Annotated in this window: 25 protein-coding genes; 4 read left to right on the forward strand and 21 right to left on the reverse strand. The window is 70.0% G+C overall.

The genetic code is table 11. The annotated features are described in order from the left end of the window. From ACFXA3_RS08180 to ACFXA3_RS08245, 14 genes are all read right to left on the reverse strand, one after another. The coding region (locus ACFXA3_RS08180) for a phage/plasmid primase, P4 family (protein WP_385183634.1) at positions 1 to 1,408 on the reverse strand (1,408 nt) is incomplete at its 3' end. Further along, positions 1,405 to 1,719, reverse strand: coding sequence for a hypothetical protein (locus tag ACFXA3_RS08185; protein ID WP_385183637.1), 315 nt, complete (start codon positions 1,717 to 1,719; stop codon positions 1,405 to 1,407). The genes ACFXA3_RS08180 and ACFXA3_RS08185, both read right to left, overlap by 4 nt. After that, a complete protein-coding gene (locus tag ACFXA3_RS08190) occupies positions 1,716 to 2,633 on the reverse strand; it encodes a bifunctional DNA primase/polymerase (protein ID WP_385183640.1) in 918 nt (305 codons plus the stop codon). The genes ACFXA3_RS08185 and ACFXA3_RS08190 overlap by 4 nt, the downstream gene beginning before the upstream one ends. A 77-nt stretch (positions 2,634 to 2,710) precedes the next feature. Further along, on the reverse strand, positions 2,711 to 2,977 hold the full coding sequence (locus tag ACFXA3_RS08195; protein ID WP_385183642.1) for a hypothetical protein: 267 nt from the start codon (positions 2,975 to 2,977) through the stop codon (positions 2,711 to 2,713). A gap of 221 nt (positions 2,978 to 3,198) precedes the next feature. After that, a complete protein-coding gene (locus ACFXA3_RS08200) occupies positions 3,199 to 5,325 on the reverse strand; it encodes an ATP-binding protein (protein ID WP_385183645.1) in 2,127 nt (708 codons plus the stop codon). Between the two features lie 92 nt (positions 5,326 to 5,417). Continuing rightward, positions 5,418 to 5,639, reverse strand: coding sequence for a DUF6257 family protein (locus ACFXA3_RS08205; protein WP_385183647.1), 222 nt, complete (start codon positions 5,637 to 5,639; stop codon positions 5,418 to 5,420). A 77-nt stretch (positions 5,640 to 5,716) separates the two neighbouring features. After that, entirely contained in the window at positions 5,717 to 5,884 is a 168-nt protein-coding gene (locus ACFXA3_RS08210) for a hypothetical protein (protein ID WP_385183649.1), read from the reverse strand. A gap of 31 nt (positions 5,885 to 5,915) precedes the next feature. Then, a complete protein-coding gene (locus ACFXA3_RS08215) occupies positions 5,916 to 6,293 on the reverse strand; it encodes a DUF6251 family protein (RefSeq protein ID WP_385183652.1) in 378 nt (125 codons plus the stop codon). Between the two features lie 27 nt (positions 6,294 to 6,320). After that, entirely contained in the window at positions 6,321 to 6,494 is a 174-nt protein-coding gene (locus ACFXA3_RS08220) for a hypothetical protein (RefSeq protein WP_385183655.1), read from the reverse strand. A 17-nt stretch (positions 6,495 to 6,511) separates the two neighbouring features. Then, positions 6,512 to 6,904, reverse strand: coding sequence for a DUF3307 domain-containing protein (locus ACFXA3_RS08225; protein WP_385183658.1), 393 nt, complete (start codon positions 6,902 to 6,904; stop codon positions 6,512 to 6,514). Between the two features lie 22 nt (positions 6,905 to 6,926). Beyond that, on the reverse strand, positions 6,927 to 7,307 hold the full coding sequence (locus tag ACFXA3_RS08230; protein ID WP_385183661.1) for an RRQRL motif-containing zinc-binding protein: 381 nt from the start codon (positions 7,305 to 7,307) through the stop codon (positions 6,927 to 6,929). Further along, positions 7,304 to 8,146 carry a DUF2637 domain-containing protein gene (locus ACFXA3_RS08235; protein WP_385183664.1) on the reverse strand — a complete coding sequence of 281 codons (843 nt, stop codon included), beginning with the start codon at positions 8,144 to 8,146 and terminating at the stop codon, positions 7,304 to 7,306. The genes ACFXA3_RS08230 and ACFXA3_RS08235 overlap by 4 nt, the downstream gene beginning before the upstream one ends. Beyond that, positions 8,143 to 8,304 carry a hypothetical protein gene (locus ACFXA3_RS08240; protein WP_385183666.1) on the reverse strand — a complete coding sequence of 54 codons (162 nt, stop codon included), beginning with the start codon at positions 8,302 to 8,304 and terminating at the stop codon, positions 8,143 to 8,145. Before ACFXA3_RS08240 ends, ACFXA3_RS08235 begins: the two co-directional genes overlap by 4 nt. Beyond that, complete coding sequence (locus ACFXA3_RS08245; RefSeq protein WP_385183669.1) at positions 8,301 to 8,570, reverse strand: DUF6284 family protein; 270 nt, start codon at positions 8,568 to 8,570, stop codon at positions 8,301 to 8,303. The genes ACFXA3_RS08240 and ACFXA3_RS08245 overlap by 4 nt, the downstream gene beginning before the upstream one ends. A gap of 583 nt (positions 8,571 to 9,153) precedes the next feature. On the opposite strand from ACFXA3_RS08245, the gene ACFXA3_RS08250 reads away from it, so the two are divergent. Continuing rightward, positions 9,154 to 9,912, forward strand: a complete 759-nt coding sequence (locus ACFXA3_RS08250) for a helix-turn-helix domain-containing protein (protein WP_385183672.1) — start codon at positions 9,154 to 9,156, stop codon at positions 9,910 to 9,912. Between the two features lie 2 nt (positions 9,913 to 9,914). Further along, positions 9,915 to 10,388, forward strand: a complete 474-nt coding sequence (locus tag ACFXA3_RS08255) for an NUDIX domain-containing protein (RefSeq protein WP_385183675.1) — start codon at positions 9,915 to 9,917, stop codon at positions 10,386 to 10,388. Here ACFXA3_RS08255 and ACFXA3_RS08260 read toward each other — a convergent pair. From ACFXA3_RS08260 to ACFXA3_RS08275, 4 genes are all read right to left on the reverse strand, one after another. Continuing rightward, positions 10,376 to 10,954: an HD domain-containing protein gene (locus tag ACFXA3_RS08260; protein WP_385183678.1), complete on the reverse strand. Its 579-nt coding sequence runs from the start codon at positions 10,952 to 10,954 to the stop codon at positions 10,376 to 10,378. The genes ACFXA3_RS08255 and ACFXA3_RS08260 overlap by 13 nt on opposite strands. After that, positions 10,951 to 11,418, reverse strand: a complete 468-nt coding sequence (locus tag ACFXA3_RS08265; protein WP_385183681.1) for a GntR family transcriptional regulator — start codon at positions 11,416 to 11,418, stop codon at positions 10,951 to 10,953. The genes ACFXA3_RS08260 and ACFXA3_RS08265 overlap by 4 nt, the downstream gene beginning before the upstream one ends. Before the next feature lie 181 nt (positions 11,419 to 11,599). After that, positions 11,600 to 13,033 (reverse strand): hypothetical protein, encoded by a 1,434-nt coding sequence (locus ACFXA3_RS08270; RefSeq protein ID WP_385183683.1) that lies wholly within the window; start codon positions 13,031 to 13,033, stop codon positions 11,600 to 11,602. Positions 13,034 to 13,260: 227 nt separating this feature from the next. Beyond that, on the reverse strand, positions 13,261 to 14,283 hold the full coding sequence (locus tag ACFXA3_RS08275; RefSeq protein WP_385183686.1) for an HIRAN domain-containing protein: 1,023 nt from the start codon (positions 14,281 to 14,283) through the stop codon (positions 13,261 to 13,263). On the opposite strand from ACFXA3_RS08275, the gene ACFXA3_RS08280 reads away from it, so the two are divergent. Continuing rightward, a complete protein-coding gene (locus ACFXA3_RS08280; protein ID WP_385183688.1) occupies positions 14,282 to 15,316 on the forward strand; it encodes a lytic polysaccharide monooxygenase in 1,035 nt (344 codons plus the stop codon). The genes ACFXA3_RS08275 and ACFXA3_RS08280 overlap by 2 nt on opposite strands. A gap of 37 nt (positions 15,317 to 15,353) precedes the next feature. Here the strand turns inward: ACFXA3_RS08280 and ACFXA3_RS08285 are convergent, their stop codons facing one another. Then, the gene (locus ACFXA3_RS08285) at positions 15,354 to 16,220 is read right to left on the reverse strand and encodes an esterase/lipase family protein (protein ID WP_385183691.1); all 867 of its coding nucleotides are present in this window, start codon (positions 16,218 to 16,220) and stop codon (positions 15,354 to 15,356) included. A gap of 201 nt (positions 16,221 to 16,421) precedes the next feature. Here ACFXA3_RS08285 and ACFXA3_RS08290 point away from each other — a divergent pair, with 201 nt between their 5' ends. Next, on the forward strand, positions 16,422 to 17,576 hold the full coding sequence (locus ACFXA3_RS08290; RefSeq protein ID WP_385183694.1) for an acyl-CoA dehydrogenase: 1,155 nt from the start codon (positions 16,422 to 16,424) through the stop codon (positions 17,574 to 17,576). Between the two features lie 30 nt (positions 17,577 to 17,606). On the opposite strand, the gene ACFXA3_RS08295 is transcribed toward ACFXA3_RS08290, so the two are convergent. Both ACFXA3_RS08295 and dnaE read right to left on the reverse strand, forming a co-directional pair. Then, a complete protein-coding gene (locus tag ACFXA3_RS08295; protein WP_385183695.1) occupies positions 17,607 to 18,596 on the reverse strand; it encodes a hypothetical protein in 990 nt (329 codons plus the stop codon). Next, the coding region (dnaE, locus tag ACFXA3_RS08300) for a DNA polymerase III subunit alpha (RefSeq protein WP_385183698.1) at positions 18,593 to 21,545 on the reverse strand (2,953 nt) is incomplete at its 5' end. The genes dnaE and ACFXA3_RS08295, both read right to left, overlap by 4 nt.

Below are 21,545 nucleotides of genomic sequence, written 5' to 3' on the forward strand. Positions count from 1 at the left end.
GTCGTGACTCAGGGGAATGTGGAGCGGACTGGTTGAGCGTGATCCCGGTGTACGTCGGGATCTGCCGGCCGTACTCGTCTCGGGGACGTTCCCGGTGGAGCTTGGGGACGACCGACTGGAGGTTGCGGCCGAAGACCTGCTTGGTTCCGGCACGCACGCCGTTGTCCTCGGCCCACTCCCGCCAGACATTCCACAGGGCATCCACGGGGACATCGCAGTCCGGGCCCGTGGTGCAGCGCTCGCGAACGAATGCGCTGGTCGGGGACGCGGTGTCCTGCATGATCGTGATCGCGTCCTGCGAGGAGGCGGGTTGGGTGATCCGTCCGGTCTGCTGGAGCCGGGCGAGTCCGTCAAGGGCCCAGTTCAGGATCCCAGGCATCTCGCGCTTGAGGGATTCGTCGAGGGTGGTGTCTTCCTTGCCGAGCCACGAGACGGTCATGTTGAGGACGATGAACCGTCGTGCGATCACGCCACTGCTGTCCCCGAAGCTGGGCAGCTCGTTGGTGAGGATCATCAACCGGGTCGGAAGCTTTCCGGTCCACAGGTCGCGGTACTTCCGGTCGATGTCGATGGTGTCCTCGCCCGAAATCGTGAGGAGCCGTTCTACTACCTGGCCTCCCTCGTTGCCGGTCAGACGAGCGTCGGAGATGACGGCCAAGGGCTTGTCGACCAGCGAGGACAGCCCGAAGTTGGTGCCGAGGCTGGCCAGGGTGGGTCCGGCGATGTTCTTCTTTCCGACGAACTCGGTCAGGATCCGGGTGATGGTGCCCTTCCCGGACCGGGTGGGCCCTTTCATGAGCAGGATCTTCTGCTGGTCGGTGCGACCGGAGAGGACGTAGCCGAACCACTCCTGCAAGGCCTGGATGGCGCTGGGGTCGTCGGGCCAAAGCTGTTGCAGGAACTTCTCCCAGGCCGGGGCCGCCGCGTGCCTGTCGTAGGCGAACGGCACAGAGACGAGGTTGAAGAAGCCGGGCGTGTGCGGCAGCAGCGCCCGGTCCCGGATCCGCAGGAGTCCGTTCTGGCAGGCGACGATCGGGCTGCGATCCGCCGCGGAGTCCTCGCTCCCGATCCAGGACGGGGCGTCCACCTCGGAGGGCAGGAGGGTGATGGCGAAGAGGGCGTCCAGGAGGTTGCTGAGCTTGGTGCGGGTGGGAGCCCAGTCCCTGACCTCCGGCAGACCGTCCTTGTCGGTGCCGGCGACGTAGGTGGCGTGCTCCAACTGCTTGTAGAGGGCGGCGCGCATCTGCTGCTCCTCGAACTCGCGCCAGCAGGTGCCGGTCCAGCGCATCCACGCTCCCCGCCACCGCCTGCACCGCAGACGCCCCTGCTCGTCTTCCCAGCCGGGCACGATCTGGCGGGCGACAGCCATCGGGTTGGACGGAGCGGGCAGCTCCTTGGCAAGGCTCATGCGGCCTTCCTCCTTTCCTGCGGGGCGATGTACGGGCAGGCGGCGCGGTGCTGCTCATGGTCGGCGATCAGGGCGAGCGCCCGCCGCTGGCCAGCGGCGAACAGGTCCCGCCCACATACGCACCAGGACCGGACGGACGGGGTCACACCGCGGCCGGGGGCGGTGATGTGAATCCAGGCGAGGGGCCGGCGCCCGTCGTCCCAGCGCGGGTCAGAGCGAAGGGCAGAAGGGACGCCTTCGGCGACGACCTTCGGCGCGCTACTGCCGTCCGGGGCGGGGGCCGGTTCGGCGGAGTCGGGGCGGGTGGTCACGATGCCCTCACCGCAACCGCGTTGAGGCCGTTGGTGACCGCGCGGGCGGCGTACTTCTCGGGCACGCCCACGGCGACGGCGGTGTCGATGATCTGCCGTTCGATGCTCTCCAGGCCGCACGGCCCGGGGCACGCGGTGTGCTGGCTGGCGAGGAATCGGGCCACTCCGTAGGAGGTGCTGCCGGCGCCCTCGTTGAGGCAGGCGGCGACCATGGCCAGTCCCCGGTCCAGGGCGGTCTGGACGAAGGTGTCGGTGTGGCGACATCCGGTGGCCACCGACCGGTCCCACCGGGCGCGGGCGGGAGACGAAGAGTCCACCTCCACCCGAGGGGGCTGGGTGGTCTCTTCCTTCACGACCAGCGCGCGGACGGCATCCGGCAGAGCCGTGATGGTGCCGGTGCCGGGGCCCCGCCAGACGGTGTAGGACATGAGGGACTTGATGTCGACGCCGGGCCGGACGTGGTTGGCGGACTGCATGGCGCCCCGGTAGATCCAGTGCTCCCCGCGTGTCGTCGGCACGGTCTTGGTCGCGGGAAGCGTCTGGCGGGCCCATGCGACGGCTTCGTCGTTGTCGAGGTCCACGACAGTGAAGCCGCCCCCGCCGGGGTGGTAGGCGACCGCTGCGGCCTGCTGCCAGGCCCGGGCCCACGCCGCGGAGGTCAGGGTGGCGGTGTCGGTCGTGGCGGCGGCCCACGCGTGACAGGGGGCGGGGCACTGGCAGGGCCCGGCGGCCTTCATGTGGGGCCGGTCGCCGCAGCCCGAGTCCGCGCATGCCGGGCAGTTCCCGAACGGGAGCTTGCCCGCCCGCAGCGGCATTACGGGCAGGCCGAGTTCGGCGAGCCAGAGTGCGGTGAGGAGGTGTTCGGGTAAGGCCGGTCGGGCGGGGTCTCGCGGGAAGTCGGTCGGGTGGGTCATGCTGGTCTCTCCAGTTCTTGGCAGGGCTGGATGAGGGCGGCCCCGGTCATTGGCGTGAGGGGGCCGCCCGTTGGTTGTCAGAACGGGGGCTCGTCGCCCCACGGGTCGATGCCGGTGCGCTGGGGGCGGGGCAGACGCGGAAGCGGAAGGACGACCCAGCGGCGGGTTTCGTCCCAGCAGTGGCAGGGCTCCCACTCGGTGCCGGCGTACTCGCCGGTCTCGTAGTCGCCGTAGTCGTGGTGGTGCCCGCCCTCCCCGCCACAGTCCGGGCAGGCGGGGGTGGGGGTGTCGGTCAGGATCAGGGCCAGCCGGGGCCAGGTGGAGTGTCGGATGCGCAGTCGCACGGTCCTCCTTGAGCTGAAGCGGAATTGCGGCTGTTGGTACTGCAGGGAGGCAGGGGCACCCCAGGTCGGGGTGCGTGTGGAGGGGGTTTCGGGGGTCTGACCTGCGGCGCCTCCCTGCCTCCCTGGCAGATCGTTTGCGCAGGTCAGCGCCAGGGAGTTGGGTCAGGGAGGGGCTCAGGGAGTTCTCCCTGCCTCCCTGGCCGTGCGGGGGTCGGCTCCCTCTACTCGGCGGCAGAAACGGAACCCTCGTCGGGGCGGCTGGCGAGGACGCGGGCGATGCGGTCGCGGCTGATGACCATCCGCCCGTCGGACTTGTACGGCTCCGCCCCGGTGCCCTCCAGGACGGCCTTGAGGTCGATGAACGACCACGAGCCGTACGCCTTGGCGTTCAGCGCGGCCAGCCGCTTGAGGACTTCCTGAGTGAGCACGCGGGTCTCGGTGCCGAGGACGGTGAGGATGTCGGTGAGCGGGTCGTGCTCGTCCGCGTCCGGGGTGGCGTCCGTGGTGACGACGCCGCTGCGCAGGGCCTTGGCCCGGTCGGCGACGAGGGCGGCTGTGTCGGTGTCGATGTAGTGCGTCCGCACGGTGATGGACGCCTGCCCGGCCGGGATGGTGATGCCATCCGAGGCGACGACCACGGTCCCCTTGTCGAGGCCCTGGCGGAGCAGGTGCGGGGCGGCCCCGCCGTCGACGGCCTTGTCCCCAAGGGCCATGCGAGCCTGAGACTCGGTGCCCAGCACCAGCGAGATGCGGGTGTGGGCGCCTTCTCGGACAAGCTTGGGGAGGTTCTGGTCGGTGGGGTCCTGCGTGCCCTCCCACAGCAGCACGTCCACAGCCCGTCCCTGGTTGTGGATCTTCCGGACGGCCATGAAGTACCGGGAGGTGGCCTTGGATCCGCCGTAGGGCTTCTTCTCGCTGTCGATGGCGGGGCACATGAACGCGACCTGCGCCTCATCGACGATGCCGATCAGCGGCGTGAACACGGTGCCGGCCGGGGCCTGGATCCGGCGTTCCATCTCCGCGACCAGGCCCTCCACCATCTCCGTTGCCCGGATGACGTGCTCGTCGGTCGGGCCCTGGATCAGGGTGGTGGCCAGGCCGCCGTCGAACATGTCCCAGTCGCCCACGCCCTTGAGGTCGGCGATCCGGAACTCGACCGTGCGGTCGAGCGCCGCCCACAAGGCGAGTGCGCGCAGGGCGGCCGTCTTGCCCTGGTTGGAGAGACCCGTGATCAGCAGCATCCGCTGATAGATGCTGAGCGTGGCCCCATCGCCCCGCAGGTCCTGCCCCCACGGTGCCTTGCCGGTCTTGTAGTTCGCGGTCATCGTCTCGTCGGTCACCAGCGGGGAGGGGCCGATCGGCTCGTCGAGCGCGCCGGAGTCGGCGATCCACAGCCGCACGGTGCGGGCGGCAGCCGGCAGGGTGATGAACACTTCGTGTTCGTGGCGGGCGAGGTTCTCGGCGAGCTTCCTGCGGCGGCCCTGGACCTCGGCGGTCGAGACGCCGGAGGGGAGGGTGACGTCGACTTCCACGCCACATCCTGCGATCCGGATCGGGCCGAGCATCGCTGCTCCGGCATCCCCCATGTCCTTGATGGCCTTGCGCAGAGGGGCAATCCCAAGGTCCCGCAGGGCAGTGACCACGATCGACGGGGTGATCGGGGCGCCCGCGTCGTCGCGCTGCTGGGCAGGGAGCGCCCACTGCGGTGCGGTCTCCTGGCGACGGCCCACTCCCCACAGGGCCAGTAAGGCCAGCCACGGGCCGACCATGACGGCCGGGCCCCACACCACGGTGGCAACCATGACCGCCCACCGGATCGCCTCGATCACCGTACCGATCGGGCCGATCACCCACGTGATGTCCTTGTTCGCTATGGCCAGCACGATCCCCAGCGCGAGCAGCCCGCCGATCGTGAAGCCAGCCCCGTACAGCGCGCTCATGGCCACTTCCTTGGGGGCCTTGATCAGGTCCATGCGCCGGTGGTGGCGGGCGGCCCGGTAGCGGGTCAGCCGGTCCTCCCACTCCTTGGCCTCATCGAAGTTCCCCGCAGCCTCGGCAGCGCGGATCATCCGCTCGTACCGGGAAGCGGTCCGCCCGTCCCACGTCCGCTTGGCCGTGATCCGGGTACCACCGATCACGTACATGCCGTGCCGGGCCACCAGCCGCACGGCGGTACGGGTGCGCTCGTCGGTGACGGCCGTACGCAGACAGCGTGCGGTCCGCTTCCACACCCGCACCGGGCGAGCCTTCGCCGGTGCGGCGGGGGCGGGGCCGGGCGGGGTGTCGCCGGGCATCGTGTAGGTGCCGGTGCTGGGGTCTTTGAAGAGGGGGACGACGTTGTCGGTCATGCTGAGAACTCCTGCTCTCACTGAGAGGTGAGTGGGTAGGGCCCGGGGCGGCCGGCGTTCTTTGGCGAGAGGACGGCCGCCCCGGGGCACAGCTACTTGCGGTGCTTGGCCTTGCGGGCGGCCTTCTCGGCCTCGGCCTGCTCAATGGCCTGCTGGGCTTCCCGTTCGCGGGCGCCGTCGATGATCCGGTCGACCTTGCGTTCCAGGTCGCCGAGGTGGACGCTCTCCCCGGCAATCCCGCGCTTGGCCATCCGGGCCGTGTACCAGCCGATCTGCGCGACCTCACGAGCGGTGAACTTCGGGTCCTTCGCCACAGTGGGCTCCCTTCGGCGGGCCGGTCTGTCCGGCTCCCCTCACCACCCGGCACGTGGCCGGGTGGATCGGGCAGCCGTCAGCGACGACGCGAGAGCAGCAGCCGGACCGCCAGAGCGGCCTCAACGGCCAGGAAGGCGGTCCATCCGATGTGCCGGCCGCAGGTCCGCTGGACCCACAGCAGGGCCATGCCGAGGGCGAGGCCGACCAGGGCGATGAGCAGGTAGCGGCTGATGATCGTGAGCATGCGAGCACTCCTCACGGGAGACGAGGGATGGTCAGCCGCGACGGCGGCGGGCCTTGCGCACGTTCTTCTCGGCCTGCGTGCCCTCGGGGCTGCCGACCGACTTCACGACCGTGTGGACGCCCCAGCCCAAGACCAGGGCGAGGAAGGCCAGGAATGCGATGTTCGCGGCGATCGCGGTCAGCGCGCCGACGAGCAGCGGGCCGAAGTACACCCCGGCCGCGACCGCGCCGGCGCCGACCCCGGAGCCGAGCGCGATCCGCTGGACCGTGCGGTCCGGCGGGGCCTGGTGGATGTGCTGGTGGACGACCTGCGGCCCGGCATACGCGGCGGGCAGGCTGTCGGCGTAGGCGTGTGTGCCGTCCGGGAGCTGTACGACGGACGGTCGGACGGGTTCGGGAAGGTGGTTCACCCGCGTGCTCCTCTCGGGTCGGTGGGGTCAGCGGCGGGGCAGGGCGCGGCACTTCTCCGCGTGGTCCTGCGCCCACTTCAGGAGGTCTCCGCGATAGGTCTCGGCGCCGCAGCCACCGCATTCGGACTTCCAGATGTCGGCGACGACGATCGCGCCGCCCTCGGAGCGGAAACGGACGGGAGCGCTGTAGAAGCTGGCCATGGTGGGTCCCTTCGAGGTCAGACGGAGAGGAAGAGCGCGGCGAGCGTCAGCGCCAGGACGTGGGCGGTCTGGTCGACGTGTGCGGCGCCGCCGTGCGCGGCCCAACCGCTCTGGCGGGCCAGCCGCATCCACACGGCGACCGGCCAGCGCCGGTCGATGAACCCGTGCGTGGCACCGATCCACAGCAGTGCGGCCGTCGCGGGCAGGAGCGGCAGATGCCAGCCCAGGGCGACGGTGCCGAGCGCGAGCATGGCGGCGCAGATCAGGACGTGGGTCGCGGCGTGGGCGATGTTGGCCGTCCAGCCTTCCCGGCCGCATCCGGCTTTGTGAGCGGCCTGGTGGTCGGTCTGGAACGGGTAGTCGGCCAGCAGGTGACCGACGTAGAGCAGGAACGCGATCTCGGCGAACACGGTGATTCCTTCAGCTGTCAGGTCAGGCGGCGTGCTGGGCATCGGGGTACGCGCAGGGGACACACATGCCGAGCGAGGCCGGGATGACGTATCCAGCGTCCTGGCGGCACTGCGGGCAGGCGCGGCGAGCCGCGTTGGCCTTCGCCAGCGCAGCAGCCTTGGCCGGAGTCATCGGCCGGACGGGCTTGGCCCGGTCCACGCGGTACAGGTACGCGGTCAGGGGGCCGCGCCGGTATCGGGGGCGCAAGACCTGACCAGCGATCTCCTGGCCACCGGGGCGAAGCCCCAGGGCCCGTAACTGCCGGCGGGTGGCCAAGCCCTCGGGGGCCAGGCGCCATGGGAAAGTGGGCAGGCCGTGGACTCTTCCAGCCGGGTCGAAGCAGTCGGCGAACCTCAGGTTCATCCGGCCACCACCACGGCGGCCGCGTCACGCTCGCGCTCCGCCTTCAGCGTCTCCCGCACAACCCGAGCCTTGGCCGCGGAGGTGCGCAGGGCCTTGCGGATCCCCTCACCGGTCAGCTTCTCGACCGGCCACGACTCCGTCAGGCTCCGCGCCTGATCGAGCAACTCGGCATCCGTGCGGGTCGGTCGACTCGACCGAGCAGCAGCCGGGACCCGACCGGTCGCCCGACGAGGACGCGTCGACTCAGCCGCCACAGCGAGCTGCGGCAGGGCTGCGATCGGCTCGACCACCGCAACGGGGGAAGAGTCCACCGCCCCCGCCGGGGCTGTCTCCTCAGCCGACGGTTCGCCCTGGTCAGACATCGACCGATTTGCATCGATCTGCGTCGATTCCTGCCGAGTCGGCTCGATCGGGGGTCGGTGGTGCAGGACCTTGGCCACTAGATCGGAGCCGAAGTAGATCGAGCCGACCGGCAACGACGTTGCGAGCAGCACGAGTGCCCAGTTCGCCGGATCCCAGTCCGCCAGTCGACTCCAGTCGACCGATGCGGAGTGCAGCTCGGGCAGCAGTCCGTGGACGTAGTTCAGGACCAGTGAGGCGATCGTGTACGCGGCCAGTACCCGCAGCGCGAACCTGCGGGCCTCGTCGGTCAGGACGAGGGCGGCGACGAGGGCCAGAGCCATGAGGCCGTCGACTACGAACGGGTAGAGCGTCGCGGCTGCGCTGTCCGCGCCGATCGCCCGGGCTACGTCTCGCAGCGCGTTCCAGGAGACCCGGAACGCCATGCCGACCACGGCCACCAGGGCGAGTACCAGGAGGGTTTTGGCGGTGCGGTTCACCGGGCAGCCCCCTCGTCGTCGAGGTCGCCCGGCTCCCACATCCACGACCCGCCCATCCAGTCGTCGTCCGCCCCGCACTCAGCGGGCGGGACGACCGGCTGCGGCGTGGGCGGCGCCGGCGGCCGGGGCAGCCCGAAGAGCTTCCGCAGGATGCTCATGCCGCATCCCCCGGCACCGGCGATCCGGCGGTGCGGTTGGCCAGGTCCCGCCGGGCCGCCAGAATCCGGTTGCGGGCCCGGCGGATCCGCCGCTCGTCGACCTCGGTCGGTGTGCGGTCAATCGTCATGATCTGCGCGTCGAGCAAGTCACGCTCCGCCAGAATCAGCGGCAACTCAACCTCGATCGCATCCAGCTCCGCGTCCGACGGCTCCAAACCGTCCGACCACGGGGTAACGACGTTCTGAAGTGCAGCGATGAACTCCACGGGTCTTGCTCCTTCGGTAGAGGAACGGGACCCAACAGCAGCCCCCGGCGTTCGAGCGCTGGGGGCTGCACTGCGTTGGGGTGAAGCAGGAAGGGACTACTCCGGCTCCCCTCAACCCCGCCCGTACGACGCACAAGCGCCAGACGGGCGGAGGAGGCAACCGGCCGCAGCCTCGAACGGGGCGCGGAAGGGTTGAGTGCGCGAACCTCAGCCGCGCTGACCGCCTTTTCAGCTAGAGGAGGCGGTGACCACACTGTTCAGTTGTCAAAGCGCAATCGCTCCCGACTGGACGTGGAAACCCAGAGGGATCCCGTGCGGTAAGCACGGGGACCAGCCGGAGCAGGCATGGCAGGGGTAAGGCTTCGCGCCGCGTTCCTTGCGAAACCGATGCAGTACCTCTATTACAGGTACTGCATCGACTTGCGTCAAGCAGATCCGCAGAGGTTCATTGCTTCGCACCGGGACTTCCTGGCGCACCATCAGAATCGGGCCAGGTCAGGGGCGTTGTTTACCCCGCGCGTGGACACGTCGGGGCGTTCTGACTACCGTCAAGAGCTCCCAAGACGTCCCACCGGGGGTGTAGATGCCCAACGAGCGCTTACGGTCGGCCCTGCTCCTGAAGGGAATGACCATCCAGCAACTCGCCGATGCCCTCGGCGTCAACGCGAAGACCGTGGAACGCTGGATCACACAGGGCAAAGTCCCGTACCGGCGCCACCAGTACGCCGTAGCGGCCGAGCTGGGCGTCGGCGTCACCACCCTGTGGGACGACGAACGGGCGGTCGAGTCGTCCACCGACCTCAGCAAGGCCGAGATCGTGACCATCTACCCCCACAGACACATGGTGCCGGCGGGGCTTTGGCGCGAGATGTACGACCGCGCCCAAACGTACGTTGACGTGCTCGTTTACGCGGGACTTTGGCTGTCCGAGGACCCGGAATTCCACAAGATCCTGAAGGGCAAGGTGTCGAACAACGCCCAAGTACGACTGCTGCTTGGGGATCCTGCATGCGATGCCGTCCGACAGCGGGGCATCGACGAGGGGCACCGGATCATGGATGGAAAGATCCGCAATGCGCTCATGAACTACCGGCCACTAATTGCCAGCCACCCGGATATCGGGATCCGGCTACACGACGCAACGCTGTACAACTCGCTGTTCCGCGCCGACGACGAGATGCTCGTGAACACCCATGTGTACGGCATCGGAGCCTACTTGGCCCCGGTCCTCCACCTGCGGCGACTCCCTGGGGGCGGCCTGTTCGACACGTACGCGAATAGCATCGACCAGACCTGGGGGCGGGCTCGCCAGGTGACCGACCACGACTTCACGGGAGCATGACTATGGGACGCATCGACTATCTTCACGACCCCGACGCCCCACCCGCCAACAGCGTCGTCCCTTCAGTCGTGGCTTTCGTCCAGAACGATGCCGCTGAGGTGCTGATGATCCAGCGCTCCGATAACGGCCGCTGGGCACTCCCCGGCGGAGGGCACGACGTTGGCGAATCCATCAGTGACACCGTCGTCCGCGAGGTCTGGGAAGAGACAGGCATCAAGGCGGAAGTGCTCGACCTGTCCGGCATCTACACCGACCCCGGGCACGTGATGCTCTACGACGACGGCGAGGCGCGGCAGCAATTCAGTATCTGCTTCCGCGCGCGACCGGTGGGCGGGGAGATCCGCACGAGCAACGAGACGACGCAGGTCCGCTGGGTGCACCCAGCGGACCTGGCCGACCTCGACATCCACTCCACGATGCGGCTCCGTATCCAGCACGCCCTGGAAACGACCCGGAGCGTGCCCTACATCGGCTGAGCCGTGCCGGCCTTCGCCTCGGAGACCCTGGTGAGCACACGAACCGTGCACAGCAGGATCTCCGGCTCGGCGCGCCGGATGAATTGCCCGATCAGGCTGTCGGGCCCGTAGCGGCCTGCGATCTCGTTGATTCGGTCCACGGGGTTCGTGGGGGTGCCGTCCGGCGTGGTGTTCATGTCGCAGAAGCAGAGCGCATCCGCCAGGCGCTCCTCCTCACGCGGGAACTCGGCTTCTAGCTCGTCCCGCAGGCCTCGCGCTTCCGCCTCCATCCAGGCACAGGAGTGGTGGGCGACGAGCCGTACGACGCGCTCGTCAGCGCCGACGCTGCGGAGGTAGCGGGCACCGTCGATGGGGTGGAACCCCGTCTTCGCCAGGTCAGGCGTATAGCCGATGTCGTGCAGGACAGCCGCGGCCTCAAGCAGCTCGGCATCCGGTCCGAGGATGTCCGCAATGGCCCGCGCGCGCTCGGCGACGCCCAGGCAGTGACTCCAGCGGCGGGGTAGCGGCTCGGCCAGCAGGGACTCGGCGAGTGGATAGGCCCATTCCGTGAGTGTGGCAGTGGTCAAGACTCCAAGTCCTCCTGTTGCGTCGGCATAGCCCGGACGGACCGCCGCTTGCCCTGCCCCCCCTCGGTGAGCAGGCCGGCGGCTTCCAACTGGGCCAGCGCCTTGCTGATGGTGGGACGGGACGCTCCCAGGCGGGCGCTGAGTTCCCCTGCACTCAGGAAGGGTGCCCCCACCGCTAGCCCTTCGGCCGTAATGAGCTCGGCAATCCTTTCAGAGAGCGGTCGCCGATCGATGCATGCTCCGGCATGTACGACGCGCCAGCGCGCTCCAGGCACCGGCTCGGCTAGCCCCTCCTGCTGAAGCACATTGAAGGCGCGGAGGGCCACCCCTCGGCTCACGCTGTACTCGTCCATAACTTCCGCCAGCGAAGGCAACTCCGCCATGGCAGGTTCGGTGGTGATCCGCCCCTTGAGGTGGTCAGCGATCTTCAAGAAGGTCCCGCGTGGGCTCGCCTGCTCCGTCACTCAGTCTCCTTGTCCAACCAACAACTGAACCAAGAGTCGCACGACGGGTCTTCCCCGCGGGTGCGGGGAGCAGACGGACTGCATGGGTGACCTGCGGGTCACCCAGGGGACATCCGCGCAGATGCGGGGGGGGAGCAGGCTTGCTGAGCCGTTCCACCAAACCTGGGAATGCGCTCCCACATCAGGGTTCTTCTCCACTCTCTTCTTTACGAATCTCCCCCTCTGCCATCTCAGCCATCTCAGCCATCTCAGCCATCACACTTGCACTCGCTTCACTAAATGGACTCTTCAGCTTCCGACTCTTCACCCATTCCCTCAGACCCTCAAAGAGGGGACCACGGAGATATTCATCCGGCTGCAGCTCACCACGCGCACCGAGAGAGCAAGCGAGCGGAAAGGCCAGTTCGTTTTGATCGAGAAGAAGCAAACGGGCCAGCTTGAATTCTTCCCGCAGGGAAGAAACGTCCCAGTCCTGGACTTCACTCCGCACTGACTTGATTCCGTCCAAGTTCTTCCTAGCCAGCCAGCAGTTGATCTGCATCGCCGTTTTCGCAGCCGCGGTATCGAGCGTTTCCACATAGGCAGAAGAGAGCCTTGCGGCTACTCTCCAACGCCCCCCATACATACAGCGATCCATCAAATCTGATCGGAGATGAGCCTGAATAACCGATCGCGCATCCGGCCGCTTAAAGAGGCGATTGGCAACGCTCCCCGACATGAGCATACCGAGCGAATAGAGTTCATCCAGTGCGGTTGCCAGGTATGCGGCATCGACGGTAAGCGCCGTCCCTACAGTCACCCCCTGCGAGGCCACGTGCGGCACCTTGGCAAGGTACTGCCTAGACACTAGGCCGCCATTGTGCACGATTACATGGCGACGCTGAAAAACCTCCCTGACCGCACTCGCATCCAGCGTGATCTGCGAGAACGGGATTTTCAGCTTTTTCTCAAGCCAGTCACCCCAGTCATCCAGACCTTTCCACATCAACTGATCGACCTGCCGTTGCGCGTGGAATTCTCGAAGGTCATCAAGAGTTTCAAACTCTTGAATCTCCTGCCACGAGAATTGCGCCTCTTTGGTCATGAGGGCTTCCGGGCGCAGGAAAAAATACATTCCCACGATGGCAGAAAAGAGCACCTCGAAGTCACCAACGGCTGCGGTCAGAAGAGAGGAGCGAAGAACTTCAAGGCGATTTCTCTTTTTATGCATATGCATCATTGAAATTGCATAACGCCACGCATTGAAGTCTCCCGTTGACGCCGCACCCAGATCGGCGACCATCTTGTCAATGAGACCCCTGCCAGAAGTGTGGAGTTCTCCCTTCTCTTCCTCGCTCATCCCCACCTCGCCTCCCGGCGGAATCATTTTGGCCGCGTCCCTGAAGAACTCAAAGAGCGCCGTGTTTGCGGCGCGAGCTTTGTCTGCGGGAACGTCATCACCAATAGGGTCCGAGAAGGTAATCCGAACCGACTCCCCTTTGATATCTTCGGGGGCGTACTCCTCGGCAAATGCAGAGAGATCCTCTATTGCATTGATGGCGTCTTGGAATCGATGTAGAGCCCTACGGAATGTTTGAGTTGCTTCAATTTCCCGATCACCCTTGAATTCACCCATGGCTGGATGATAGGGCAGATCCCTTCATGAGGTTGGCCCATTGGTCAGACTGGCGACAGCCTGAAACCCCAAGTTCAGTCATCGAGGTCTCTGCACGAAGGAACTCGCCACGCTGCACCAGTCCGCCTTGAGCCCCGGCTGGTGACCTGCTGCCCTTTCGCGCACGCGGGGATGGCCGTGGCTGGCGGAACGCAGCGCCCAGGGTCAAACATGGGCCCGCCGCCGCGCTATAGCAAGTGAACCGGCCGAGGGAGGGTAGGCAGCCGCGACATGAGGTGGGCCACCACCTCGGGGGCGGCCGCCAAGACGGCAACTGCCTCGCAGTCCTCTCCCGGCCCGGTCCCGCGCAGGCTCACAGCTGTGAGGCGTGCCCCCTCTGCAATCAAGCTGGACCACTGGCGGGCCTTCTGCTTGTTCACGTAGCCGATCGATTCCTTGCCGTAGTTGGGACGTACCGCCACAGCAAAGGGGTCATGGAGGTTGCCCGGCTCGGGTACCAGCCGCAAAGGGCGCCCTGGCCTCAGATCAGCTCGTCGAGCTGCCTCCGGGTAGTACGTGACCCCCCGCACATTGGTCACGTAGAGCCCAGCTCGCTGAAGCCGTCGATCAGTCGGGCCAACGAACAATCCAGTCTCGTCTTCACGAAGACGCAGGCCGCCTTCGTATTCGACAAGGTGCAGTCGATGAAGGCCGCCAGGCTCCGGCACGAATCGATCTGCGGGCCCGTCCGACGGGACGTACATGGCTTCCCCCTTCGGTACGAAGTCGCTCCACCCTTCCATGGCGAGGCAGCCCCTGTGGCCGTTCCTTCTGGAGTCACGCCAGTATCTGACGGCAACGTCGCCAAGCGTCGCCGCCATTGGCCGACTGAGGGCACGGTCAGCGCTCGGAGTTACGGAAGCCACCCAGGCAGAGGTAGCGGGTGGGGAGCCAGATGGGGAGCCACCGGAGGCGAAACAGGGCGGACTCTCCTGGACTGCCCTGGACAGCGGGGAGCCAGATCCTTTGGGGTGGAAGGGCTCCGCTGGCCCGCTTCCTTGGGTGCTGCTTACCGGTGCCTTAAGCGGAACGTAAGGATCTTCGCGAGGGCCTCGAAAGGGGTGGGGGGCGGGGTGCGGGGGGCTAGCTTGGCGGGGCCGAGGAGGGCACGGGGCGGCGTCGAACCCACGGGGGGCGGCGCCGCCCGGCCGGGTCCCGGCGCACCGACGACCGCGGTGCCCCCATCGCCGCTCCGAAGGAGATCCGCCCATGCCCGCACGCCGCCGCACCGTGACCCGTATCGCCGCAGTCGCCCTCGCCCCGCTCGCGGTGGCCGCGTACGCCGCCGCACCGGCGGCCGCCCACGGCTCGATGACGGACCCGGTCAGCCGGGTGGCGGCCTGCTACGCGGAGGGGCCGGAGTCCCCGAAGTCGGCGGCCTGCAAGGCGGCGGTGGCGGCGAGCGGCACGCAGGCGTTCTACGACTGGAACGCGGTGAACATCGCCAACGCGGCCGGCAACCACCGGTCGTTGATCCCGAACGGCCAGCTCTGCTCCGCCGGCAACGACAAGTACCGGGGCCTGGACCTGGCCCGCGCCGACTGGCCGGCGAGCCCGATGACCGCGGGCGAGCACACCTTCCGGTACAAGGGGACCGCCCCGCACAAGGGCTCCTTCGAGCTGTACGTCACGAAGGACGGCTACGACCCCGCCAAGCCGCTGAAGTGGTCGGACCTGGAGCCGGCGCCGTTCGCGAAGGTCACCGACCCGGGCATGCAGAACGGGGACTACGTCTTCACCGGCAGCGTCCCGAACAAGTCCGGGCGGCACCTGATCTACAGCATCTGGCAGCGCTCGGACAGCCCGGAGGCCTTCTACACCTGCTCGGACGTGGTGTTCGGCAAGGACAACGGCGGCACCGCGGGCACCGGCGCGACCGCCGGGACCGGCACCGGTACCGGCACCGCCCCGAGCGCGAAGCCGAGCACGAAGCCGAGTGCGAAGCCGAGCACCGGGCCCTCGGCGCCCAAGGCCCCGACGGACCGGCAGATCGCCGACGGGGAGAGCAAGTCCACCGTGGAGCACCACGGCCACGGCGACAACGACCCGAAGACGAACGGCAGTACCGCCCTCGCGCCGGTGCCGTCGGACTCCCCGGCGGGCACCGGCCTCGCCGCGACGGGCGGCAGCGCCGCCACCCCGCTGATCGCGATCGCCGGGGCGGGCGTGCTGGCCCTCGGGGCGGCCGTGCTGTTCGGCGTGGCCCGACGCCGTGCGACGACGCCGGGCCGCCACGGCCTCTAAGGGATCCTCGCGCCGAAGGGCCGTCCGCGCGTCGGTGTCATTCGAAGACCGACGCGCAGGTGGTCCGGGTGGCGTGCGCCGGGTCGAGGGAGTTGAGCGCCTCGTGCCAGGCGATCCGGTCGGTGAGTCCGATGGCGACGTGCTCGGAGAGGTCCAGCGGACACAGGTCCTGGAGCACGACGTTGCGCACGTTGGAACCGGCGCCCTGGAGGAACGCGCTCCGGTAGGGCGTGACGACCTCGTCGTACTTGGTCGCGATGACCGTGTACCGCACCCCGGGGACGGTGTCCCCGCCCGCGTTCAGTTGGGTGACGAACGCCGATCCGGCGATCTGGTCGGCGAGCCCCGGGGTCGCGGAGCTGATCAGGTCCTCGGCTCCGGGGAAGTACGGGAGCAGCTGGGCGAGCCCGTCCAGGGTGGTGCCGTGGTTGTCGGGGGCGAGCCCGATCAGGGCGTTGACCTTGGAGGCGCCGCCGAGGAACTTGAGGTAGTAGTTCGGCATCATGCCGCCCTGCGAGTGGCCGACGATGTCGGTCTTGGCGGCTCCGGTGGAGGCCAGCACCCTGTCGACGAACACGCTCAGCTGTCCGGCCGACGCGTCGATGGGGCCGAGCCCGTTGAACAGCGGCACGCCGGGCAGTTGACCGTAGTCGAGGGAGTAGACGCAGTACCCGCGGTGGACGAGGTACGGCGCGAAGCCGAGCCAGTTGTCCACCGAGTTCCCGAAGGTTCCGTGGACGAGCACGACGGGGCGGGGATGGGCGGCGGAGGGCTTGCAGGACCAGTCGTTCCAGCCGCTGCTGGGCGCGGAGGCGGCCTGCGCGGCGCCGGTGGGGGCGACGAGGGCGGCAGCGGCGAGGGTGAGGACGGCCAGTGGGCGGAGGAGGCGTCGCCAAGGCAGCATCGGGTGATCTCCTTGCGGGTCAGGGAAATACGTGGGGGTTCGTCCCGTGATCCGGATCACAAGAGGGCTGCTTTCCCGCCAAATTACGGGCGAGTAGCAAAACTGGGAAGTTACGCGTCAGTAAAAAATGCGTGTCGAGGCCCGCTCCGGTGCACCCCCGCGACAATGGAGTCCCCTACGTCGCGTGAGGTGAGTGATCGGATGCAGTGGGCTCCGGGAGCGGGAACGGCCTTGGCCACCCCGCCCGACCTGGCCGCCGACCCGCTCGTCGCCGCGGTCACCGAACTCGCCGTGGGCACGCTGGGGCCCGTCGCGGAGGAGACCGCCCAGGAGGGCGTGCCCCGTTCGCACCTCGACGCCCTCGCCCGGTGCGGCGCGTACGGGGCGCTCGGCCACACCCCCGCCCCGGAAAGCGGGCTGACCACCCGTCATGTGGTCCGCGAGGTGAACGAGTTGCTGTCCGCGGCGGACCCCTCCACCTGGTTCGTCCACACGCAGCACTTCGGTCTGGTGAAGGGGCTCCAGGGAGCCACCGGTCCGGAGGCCGACGCACTGCGCGAGCGCTGGTCCGCCGACCTCGCCTCGGGGACCAGGCGCGGCACGGCCGGTTTCGCCTTCCTGCGGCACGCCCGGCCGCCCGTCACCGCGGAGCCGGTCGCCGGCGGATGGCGGCTGCGCGGCCGGGTGCCCTGGATGACCGGCTGGGGCCTGTCCGACGTGGTGTACCTCGGCGCCCTCGCGCCGGACGACCGGGTGCTGTTCGCCGCGGTGGACTGCGGGCCCGACGGGGATCCGGGGCTGGTCACCGCCGGATCGGCGCCGCTGTGGGCGATGAACGGCACCCGCACGGTGGCGGTGGAGGTCCGCGACGTGCTCGTGGCGCCGGACGCGGTGGTCTGCGTACAGCCCCGGACGGAATGGGCCCGCGCCTACGACCTGGAGAACGCGAACGCACACCCCGCCGTGTTCGGGCACGTGCGCGCCGCGGCCGATTTCCTGCTGCGGTCGGCCCCCGCCGCCGGCGCCGCGTACGAGGAACTCGGCCTGCGGATCGCACGGGACGCCGCCCGGCTGCGCGCCGAGGCCTACGCCCTGCGCGACGAACTCCCACCACAGGAGCGGGTAGAGGACCGGCTGGCGCTGCGGGCCGCCGTCCTCGAACTCGGCGTACGGGCGGCCACCGCCTGCGTCGCCGCGACGGGCGGCCGGGCCATGTCGTACGGGAACACCGCCGGGCGCCTCGCCCGCGAGGCGCAGTTCCACCTGATCCAGGCCCAGACCTCCGGACTGCGCACCGAGATGGCCCGGCTCCTGCTGGGCGGCCCGCCGGACCGCCGGGCCCTGCCGTCGGTGTAGCGCGGCTCCGGCCCGACCGGCGAGGCGGCCCTAGGCCGCCCGGTGGAAGGTGGCGGCCGGACGGACCGTGCCCGGGCCGAAGCGGGCGTTCGCCCTGTCGATGGCCGCCTCCACCGTCAGGCGGGCTTCGCGGACCGGGTCCAGGGAGATCTGCCGGGCCGCCCGCTCGGCGCCCGTGAGGTCCTCGGCGCGCAGCACCATGCCGGTCAGCCGGGCCCGTTGCAGCCCGGCCGCGTCCAGCAGGCGGTAGGCCGCGGTCCGCAGGTCCTCGTCGTGCCCGGACGCCTCCGGGAGCCGCCGGGCCCGCTCCCAGCGGGCGCCCCCGGCGAACTGCAGCGTCAGCGACAGGGACCGGGCCGCCTGGCGGCGGCCGCGCAGCACCGCGCCGAGGCGGACCACCAGGCCGAGGAGCACGGCCCGGGCGTGCGGGCCGTCGAGTTCGTGCCGGGTGAAGCCGCTGCGGACGGCGGCCGACGCGGGCAGGTCCTTCGGGGTGACGGGGCGCGGGTCGATCCCGCGGGCGCGCTCCGCCGCCAGCCGGCCCGCCCGCTGCCCCAGGATCCGTTCGACGGTGCCCGGGGAGACGGCCGCGACCGCGCCGACCGTGTGCAGCCCGTACCCGCGCAGCGCCTCCGCCTGTTTGGGGCCGATGCCGTGCAGGGCCTCCACCGGCAGCGGCCCGAGGAAGGCGTCCGCCGCGCCTTCGGGCACGGCCAGGACGCCGCCGGGCCCGGCCACCCGGGCGGAGGCCGTCGCCGCCACCGCCCAGGTCCCGGCGACCCCGATCCGCACGTCGGTGCCGAGCCGGGCGAGCGCGCGCAGCCGCACCAGCTCGGCGATCCGGCCGGCGTCCGCGCCGAAGTACCGCCGGGCGCCGCGTACCTGCACCAGCGCTGCCCGGGGCGGCAGGGCCTGCACCGTCGGGGAGAACTCCCGCAGGAGTTCCAGGACTTCGCGGTAGCCCTCCTCGGTCAGCGCCGGAGCGCACCGTACGTGCAGGACGCCGCCGGCCGGGGTCATCCCGCGCTCCCCGGGCTGGAGTGCCACAGCTTGCGGCCGGTCGCGGCGCGGTCGCCGGCCGGCTGGAGGTCGGCCCACGGGTTCATCTCGTACCCGGTGGGCAGGTGGATGCGGCGCCCGGAGCCGGTGGTGTCCGGGGGCTTCCCCGCGCCGGGCAGCGGCTCCGCCAGGCGGGCCGCGACCGCGTCCAGGCCGCCCGTGGCCCGCAGTTCCGCCAGTTCCGCCAGGTCCCAGGCGGCCTCGCCGACCACGCTCAGGCTCTGCGGTCCGCGCCGCTGGACGACACCCCGTACCAGCAGCAGGAACGAGTGGAAGACGGTGTGCGCGCACGCCTCGTGGCTGTCGTCGAAGAAGGCCAGGTCGACCAGGCCCGTCCCGTCGTCCAGCGTGGTGAAGACGACCCGCCTCCCGGAGCGGATCGGCGGGGTCTGGGTGGCCGCCTTGGCCCCCGCGACCAGTACCGTCCGGCCGTGTTCGATCTCGCGCAGCCTGCGGGCCGGGACCGCCCCGAGCTCCGCGAGGAAGGCGTGGTGGTCCCCCATCAGGTGCCGCGAGGTGTCCATGCCGAGCACGCCCAGCTCCGCGCTGAGCCGCTCCGCCTCGTTCAGGTCGGGCAGGCCGACCGGGGCCGTCGCCCGGCCGCCGTCCAGCGGGAGCTGGACACTGCCCGGGCGGGCCCCCGACGGCCGCTGGGCGCCGTGCAGTTCGGCCACGTGCAGCAGCAGGTCGCGCCGGTTGGCGCCGAAGGCGTCCAGCGCCCCGACCTGGGCGAGCCGCTGTGCGACCGGCCGCCCGGGGTGTGCCCGGTCCCAGAAGTCGCGCAGCGATCCGTACGGTTGTCCGTCCTCGATCCGGCGGGCCTGCGCCTCGCTGATGCCGTGGACGTCGGCCAGGGCCAGCCGGAGCCCCCACACCGGAGGAACTCCGGTCTCGGACACCAGTTCGATGCGGTGGGCCACGGCCGAGTGGTTCACGTCCAGCGGCAGCACCGGCACGCCCCGCCGCCGTGCGTCCGCCAGCAGCAGCCGCTTCGGGTACATCCCCGGGTCGTGCGTGAGCAGCCCGGCGTAGAACGCGGCCGGATGGTGGGCCTTGAGCCAGGCCGACTGGTACGTCGGCACGGCGAAGGCCACCGCGTGCGCCTTGCAGAACCCGTACGAGCCGAACGCCTCGACGATCTCCCAGGTCCGGCCGATCACCTCGGGCGAGTAGCCCCGTTCGCCGGCCTTCGCCGCGAACCACACCTTGATCCGCGCCTGCGACTCGGGGTCGGAGAGCCCGCGCCGCACCCGGTCCGCCTCGTCGCGCCCGCAGCCGGTCATGACGTGCACGATCTCGATGATCTGCTCGTGGAAGACCACCACCCCGTACGTCTCGCGCAACGCGTCCGCCAGGTCCTCGTGCGGATAGCGGACCGGGGCCCGCCCGTGCCGCGCCTCGATGAACGGCCGCACCATGTCGGCGGCGACCGGGCCGGGCCGGAACAGCGAGATGTCGACGACCAGGTCGTGGAAGGTCGACGGCTGGAGCCGGCCCACCAGGTCGCGCTGGCCCGGCGACTCGATCTGGAAGCAGCCCAGCGTCTCGGCCGAGCGGATCAGCTCGTACGTCGCCCCGTCGCCGGGCGGTACCTGCGCCGGGTCGTCCAGGTCGAGTTCCTCCCCCGTGCCGCGCCGGATCTCCGCGACGGCGTGCGCCATCGCGGACTGCATCCGCACGCCCAGCACGTCGAGTTTGAGCAGCCCGAGCTCCTCCACGTCGTCCTTGTCGAACTGGGACATCGGGAAGCCCTCGCCGCTGGTGGGCACCACGGGGGTGCGGGCGAGCAGCGAGGCGTCGGAGAGCAGCACCCCGCACGGGTGCATGGCGGTCCCGCGCGGCAGCGCGTCCAGCGCCTCGACGAGCTCCCACAGCCGCCCGTGCTCCTCCCCGCGCACGTCGCGCAGCTCGGGGAGTTCGGCCAGGGCGGCGCGGGCGTCGCGGGCCCGGATGTGCGGGAAGGCCTTGGCGAGCCGGTCGACGGTGGCCGGGTCCATGGACAGGGCGGCGCCGACGTCGCGGACGGCGTGCCGGACCCGGTAGGTCTCGGGCATGGAGACGGTGGCGACCCGCTCGGTGCCGAAGCGGTCCATGATCCGCCGGTAGACCTCCAGCCGGCGGGCGGACTCCACGTCGATGTCGATGTCGGGCAGGACGTGGCGGCGCTTGGACAGGAAGCGCTCCATCAGCAGCCCCTGCTCGACGGGGTCGGCGTGGGCGATGCCGAGGAGGTGGTTGACGAGGGAGCCGGCGCCGGAGCCGCGGGCGGCCACCCGGATGCCCATCTCCCTTACGTCGTCGACGACCTGGGCGACCGTCAGGAAGTACGAGGCGTACCCGTGGTAGGCGATGATGTCCAGCTCGTGGTGCATCCGCTCCCAGTACGCGGGGTCGTCGGCGTGGCCGCGCAGCACCATGCCGGCGGAGGCCCGGGAGGCCAGGACCCGCTGGGCGGTGCGGTGGGCCGCGCCGACGAGGTGGGCCTCGGGGAAGTGCACGGAGCCCATGCCGAGGTCGTCCTCGGGGTCCACCGCGCAGGCCTCGGCGGTGCGCCGGGTCTCCGCGAGCAGCCGGCGGGCGTCGGCGGGACCGAGGCCCGCGGCCCGGGCGATCCGGTCGGCGGCCCCGGCCATGGCGGCGGGGGCCTTGAGCCAGCGTTCGCCGCCGTCGAGGGGACCGCGGGGGTCGACGGGGACGAGGCGGCGGGCCGCGTCGAGGATGTCGGCGACCGGGCCCTGGCCTGCGTCGGCGTACCGGACGGCGTTGGTGAGCACGGCCCGGACGCCCTGCTCGGCGGCGAAGCCGACGGTACGGGCGGCCAGGCGCAGCGAGCCGGGGCCGGTGCCGGTGCGGCCGTGGTGGACGGCCTCCAGGCGCAGGGCGTCCCCGTAGACCTCCCGCCAGGGCGCG

It is taken from the genome of Streptomyces sp. NPDC059456, assembly GCF_042750055.1.
Classification (GTDB): Bacteria; Actinomycetota; Actinomycetes; order Streptomycetales; family Streptomycetaceae; genus Streptomyces.

Coding starts and splice junctions, on each gene's coding strand:
- ACFXA3_RS08190 (WP_385183640.1), bottom strand. CDS start 2,633: ATGACCCACCCGACCGACTTCCCGCGAGACCCCGCCCGACCGGCCTTA.
- ACFXA3_RS08200 (WP_385183645.1), bottom strand. CDS start 5,325: ATGACCGACAACGTCGTCCCCCTCTTCAAAGACCCCAGCACCGGCACC.
- ACFXA3_RS08210 (WP_385183649.1), bottom strand. CDS start 5,884: ATGCTCACGATCATCAGCCGCTACCTGCTCATCGCCCTGGTCGGCCTC.
- ACFXA3_RS08220 (WP_385183655.1), bottom strand. CDS start 6,494: ATGGCCAGCTTCTACAGCGCTCCCGTCCGTTTCCGCTCCGAGGGCGGC.
- ACFXA3_RS08230 (WP_385183661.1), bottom strand. CDS start 7,307: ATGAACCTGAGGTTCGCCGACTGCTTCGACCCGGCTGGAAGAGTCCAC.
- ACFXA3_RS08240 (WP_385183666.1), bottom strand. CDS start 8,304: ATGAGCATCCTGCGGAAGCTCTTCGGGCTGCCCCGGCCGCCGGCGCCG.
- ACFXA3_RS08250 (WP_385183672.1), top strand. CDS start 9,154: ATGCCCAACGAGCGCTTACGGTCGGCCCTGCTCCTGAAGGGAATGACC.
- ACFXA3_RS08255 (WP_385183675.1), top strand. CDS start 9,915: ATGGGACGCATCGACTATCTTCACGACCCCGACGCCCCACCCGCCAAC.
- ACFXA3_RS08270 (WP_385183683.1), bottom strand. CDS start 13,033: ATGGGTGAATTCAAGGGTGATCGGGAAATTGAAGCAACTCAAACATTC.
- ACFXA3_RS08280 (WP_385183688.1), top strand. CDS start 14,282: ATGCCCGCACGCCGCCGCACCGTGACCCGTATCGCCGCAGTCGCCCTC.
- ACFXA3_RS08275 (WP_385183686.1), bottom strand. CDS start 14,283: ATGGGCGGATCTCCTTCGGAGCGGCGATGGGGGCACCGCGGTCGTCGG.
- ACFXA3_RS08285 (WP_385183691.1), bottom strand. CDS start 16,220: ATGCTGCCTTGGCGACGCCTCCTCCGCCCACTGGCCGTCCTCACCCTC.
- ACFXA3_RS08290 (WP_385183694.1), top strand. CDS start 16,422: ATGCAGTGGGCTCCGGGAGCGGGAACGGCCTTGGCCACCCCGCCCGAC.
- ACFXA3_RS08295 (WP_385183695.1), bottom strand. CDS start 18,596: ATGACCCCGGCCGGCGGCGTCCTGCACGTACGGTGCGCTCCGGCGCTG.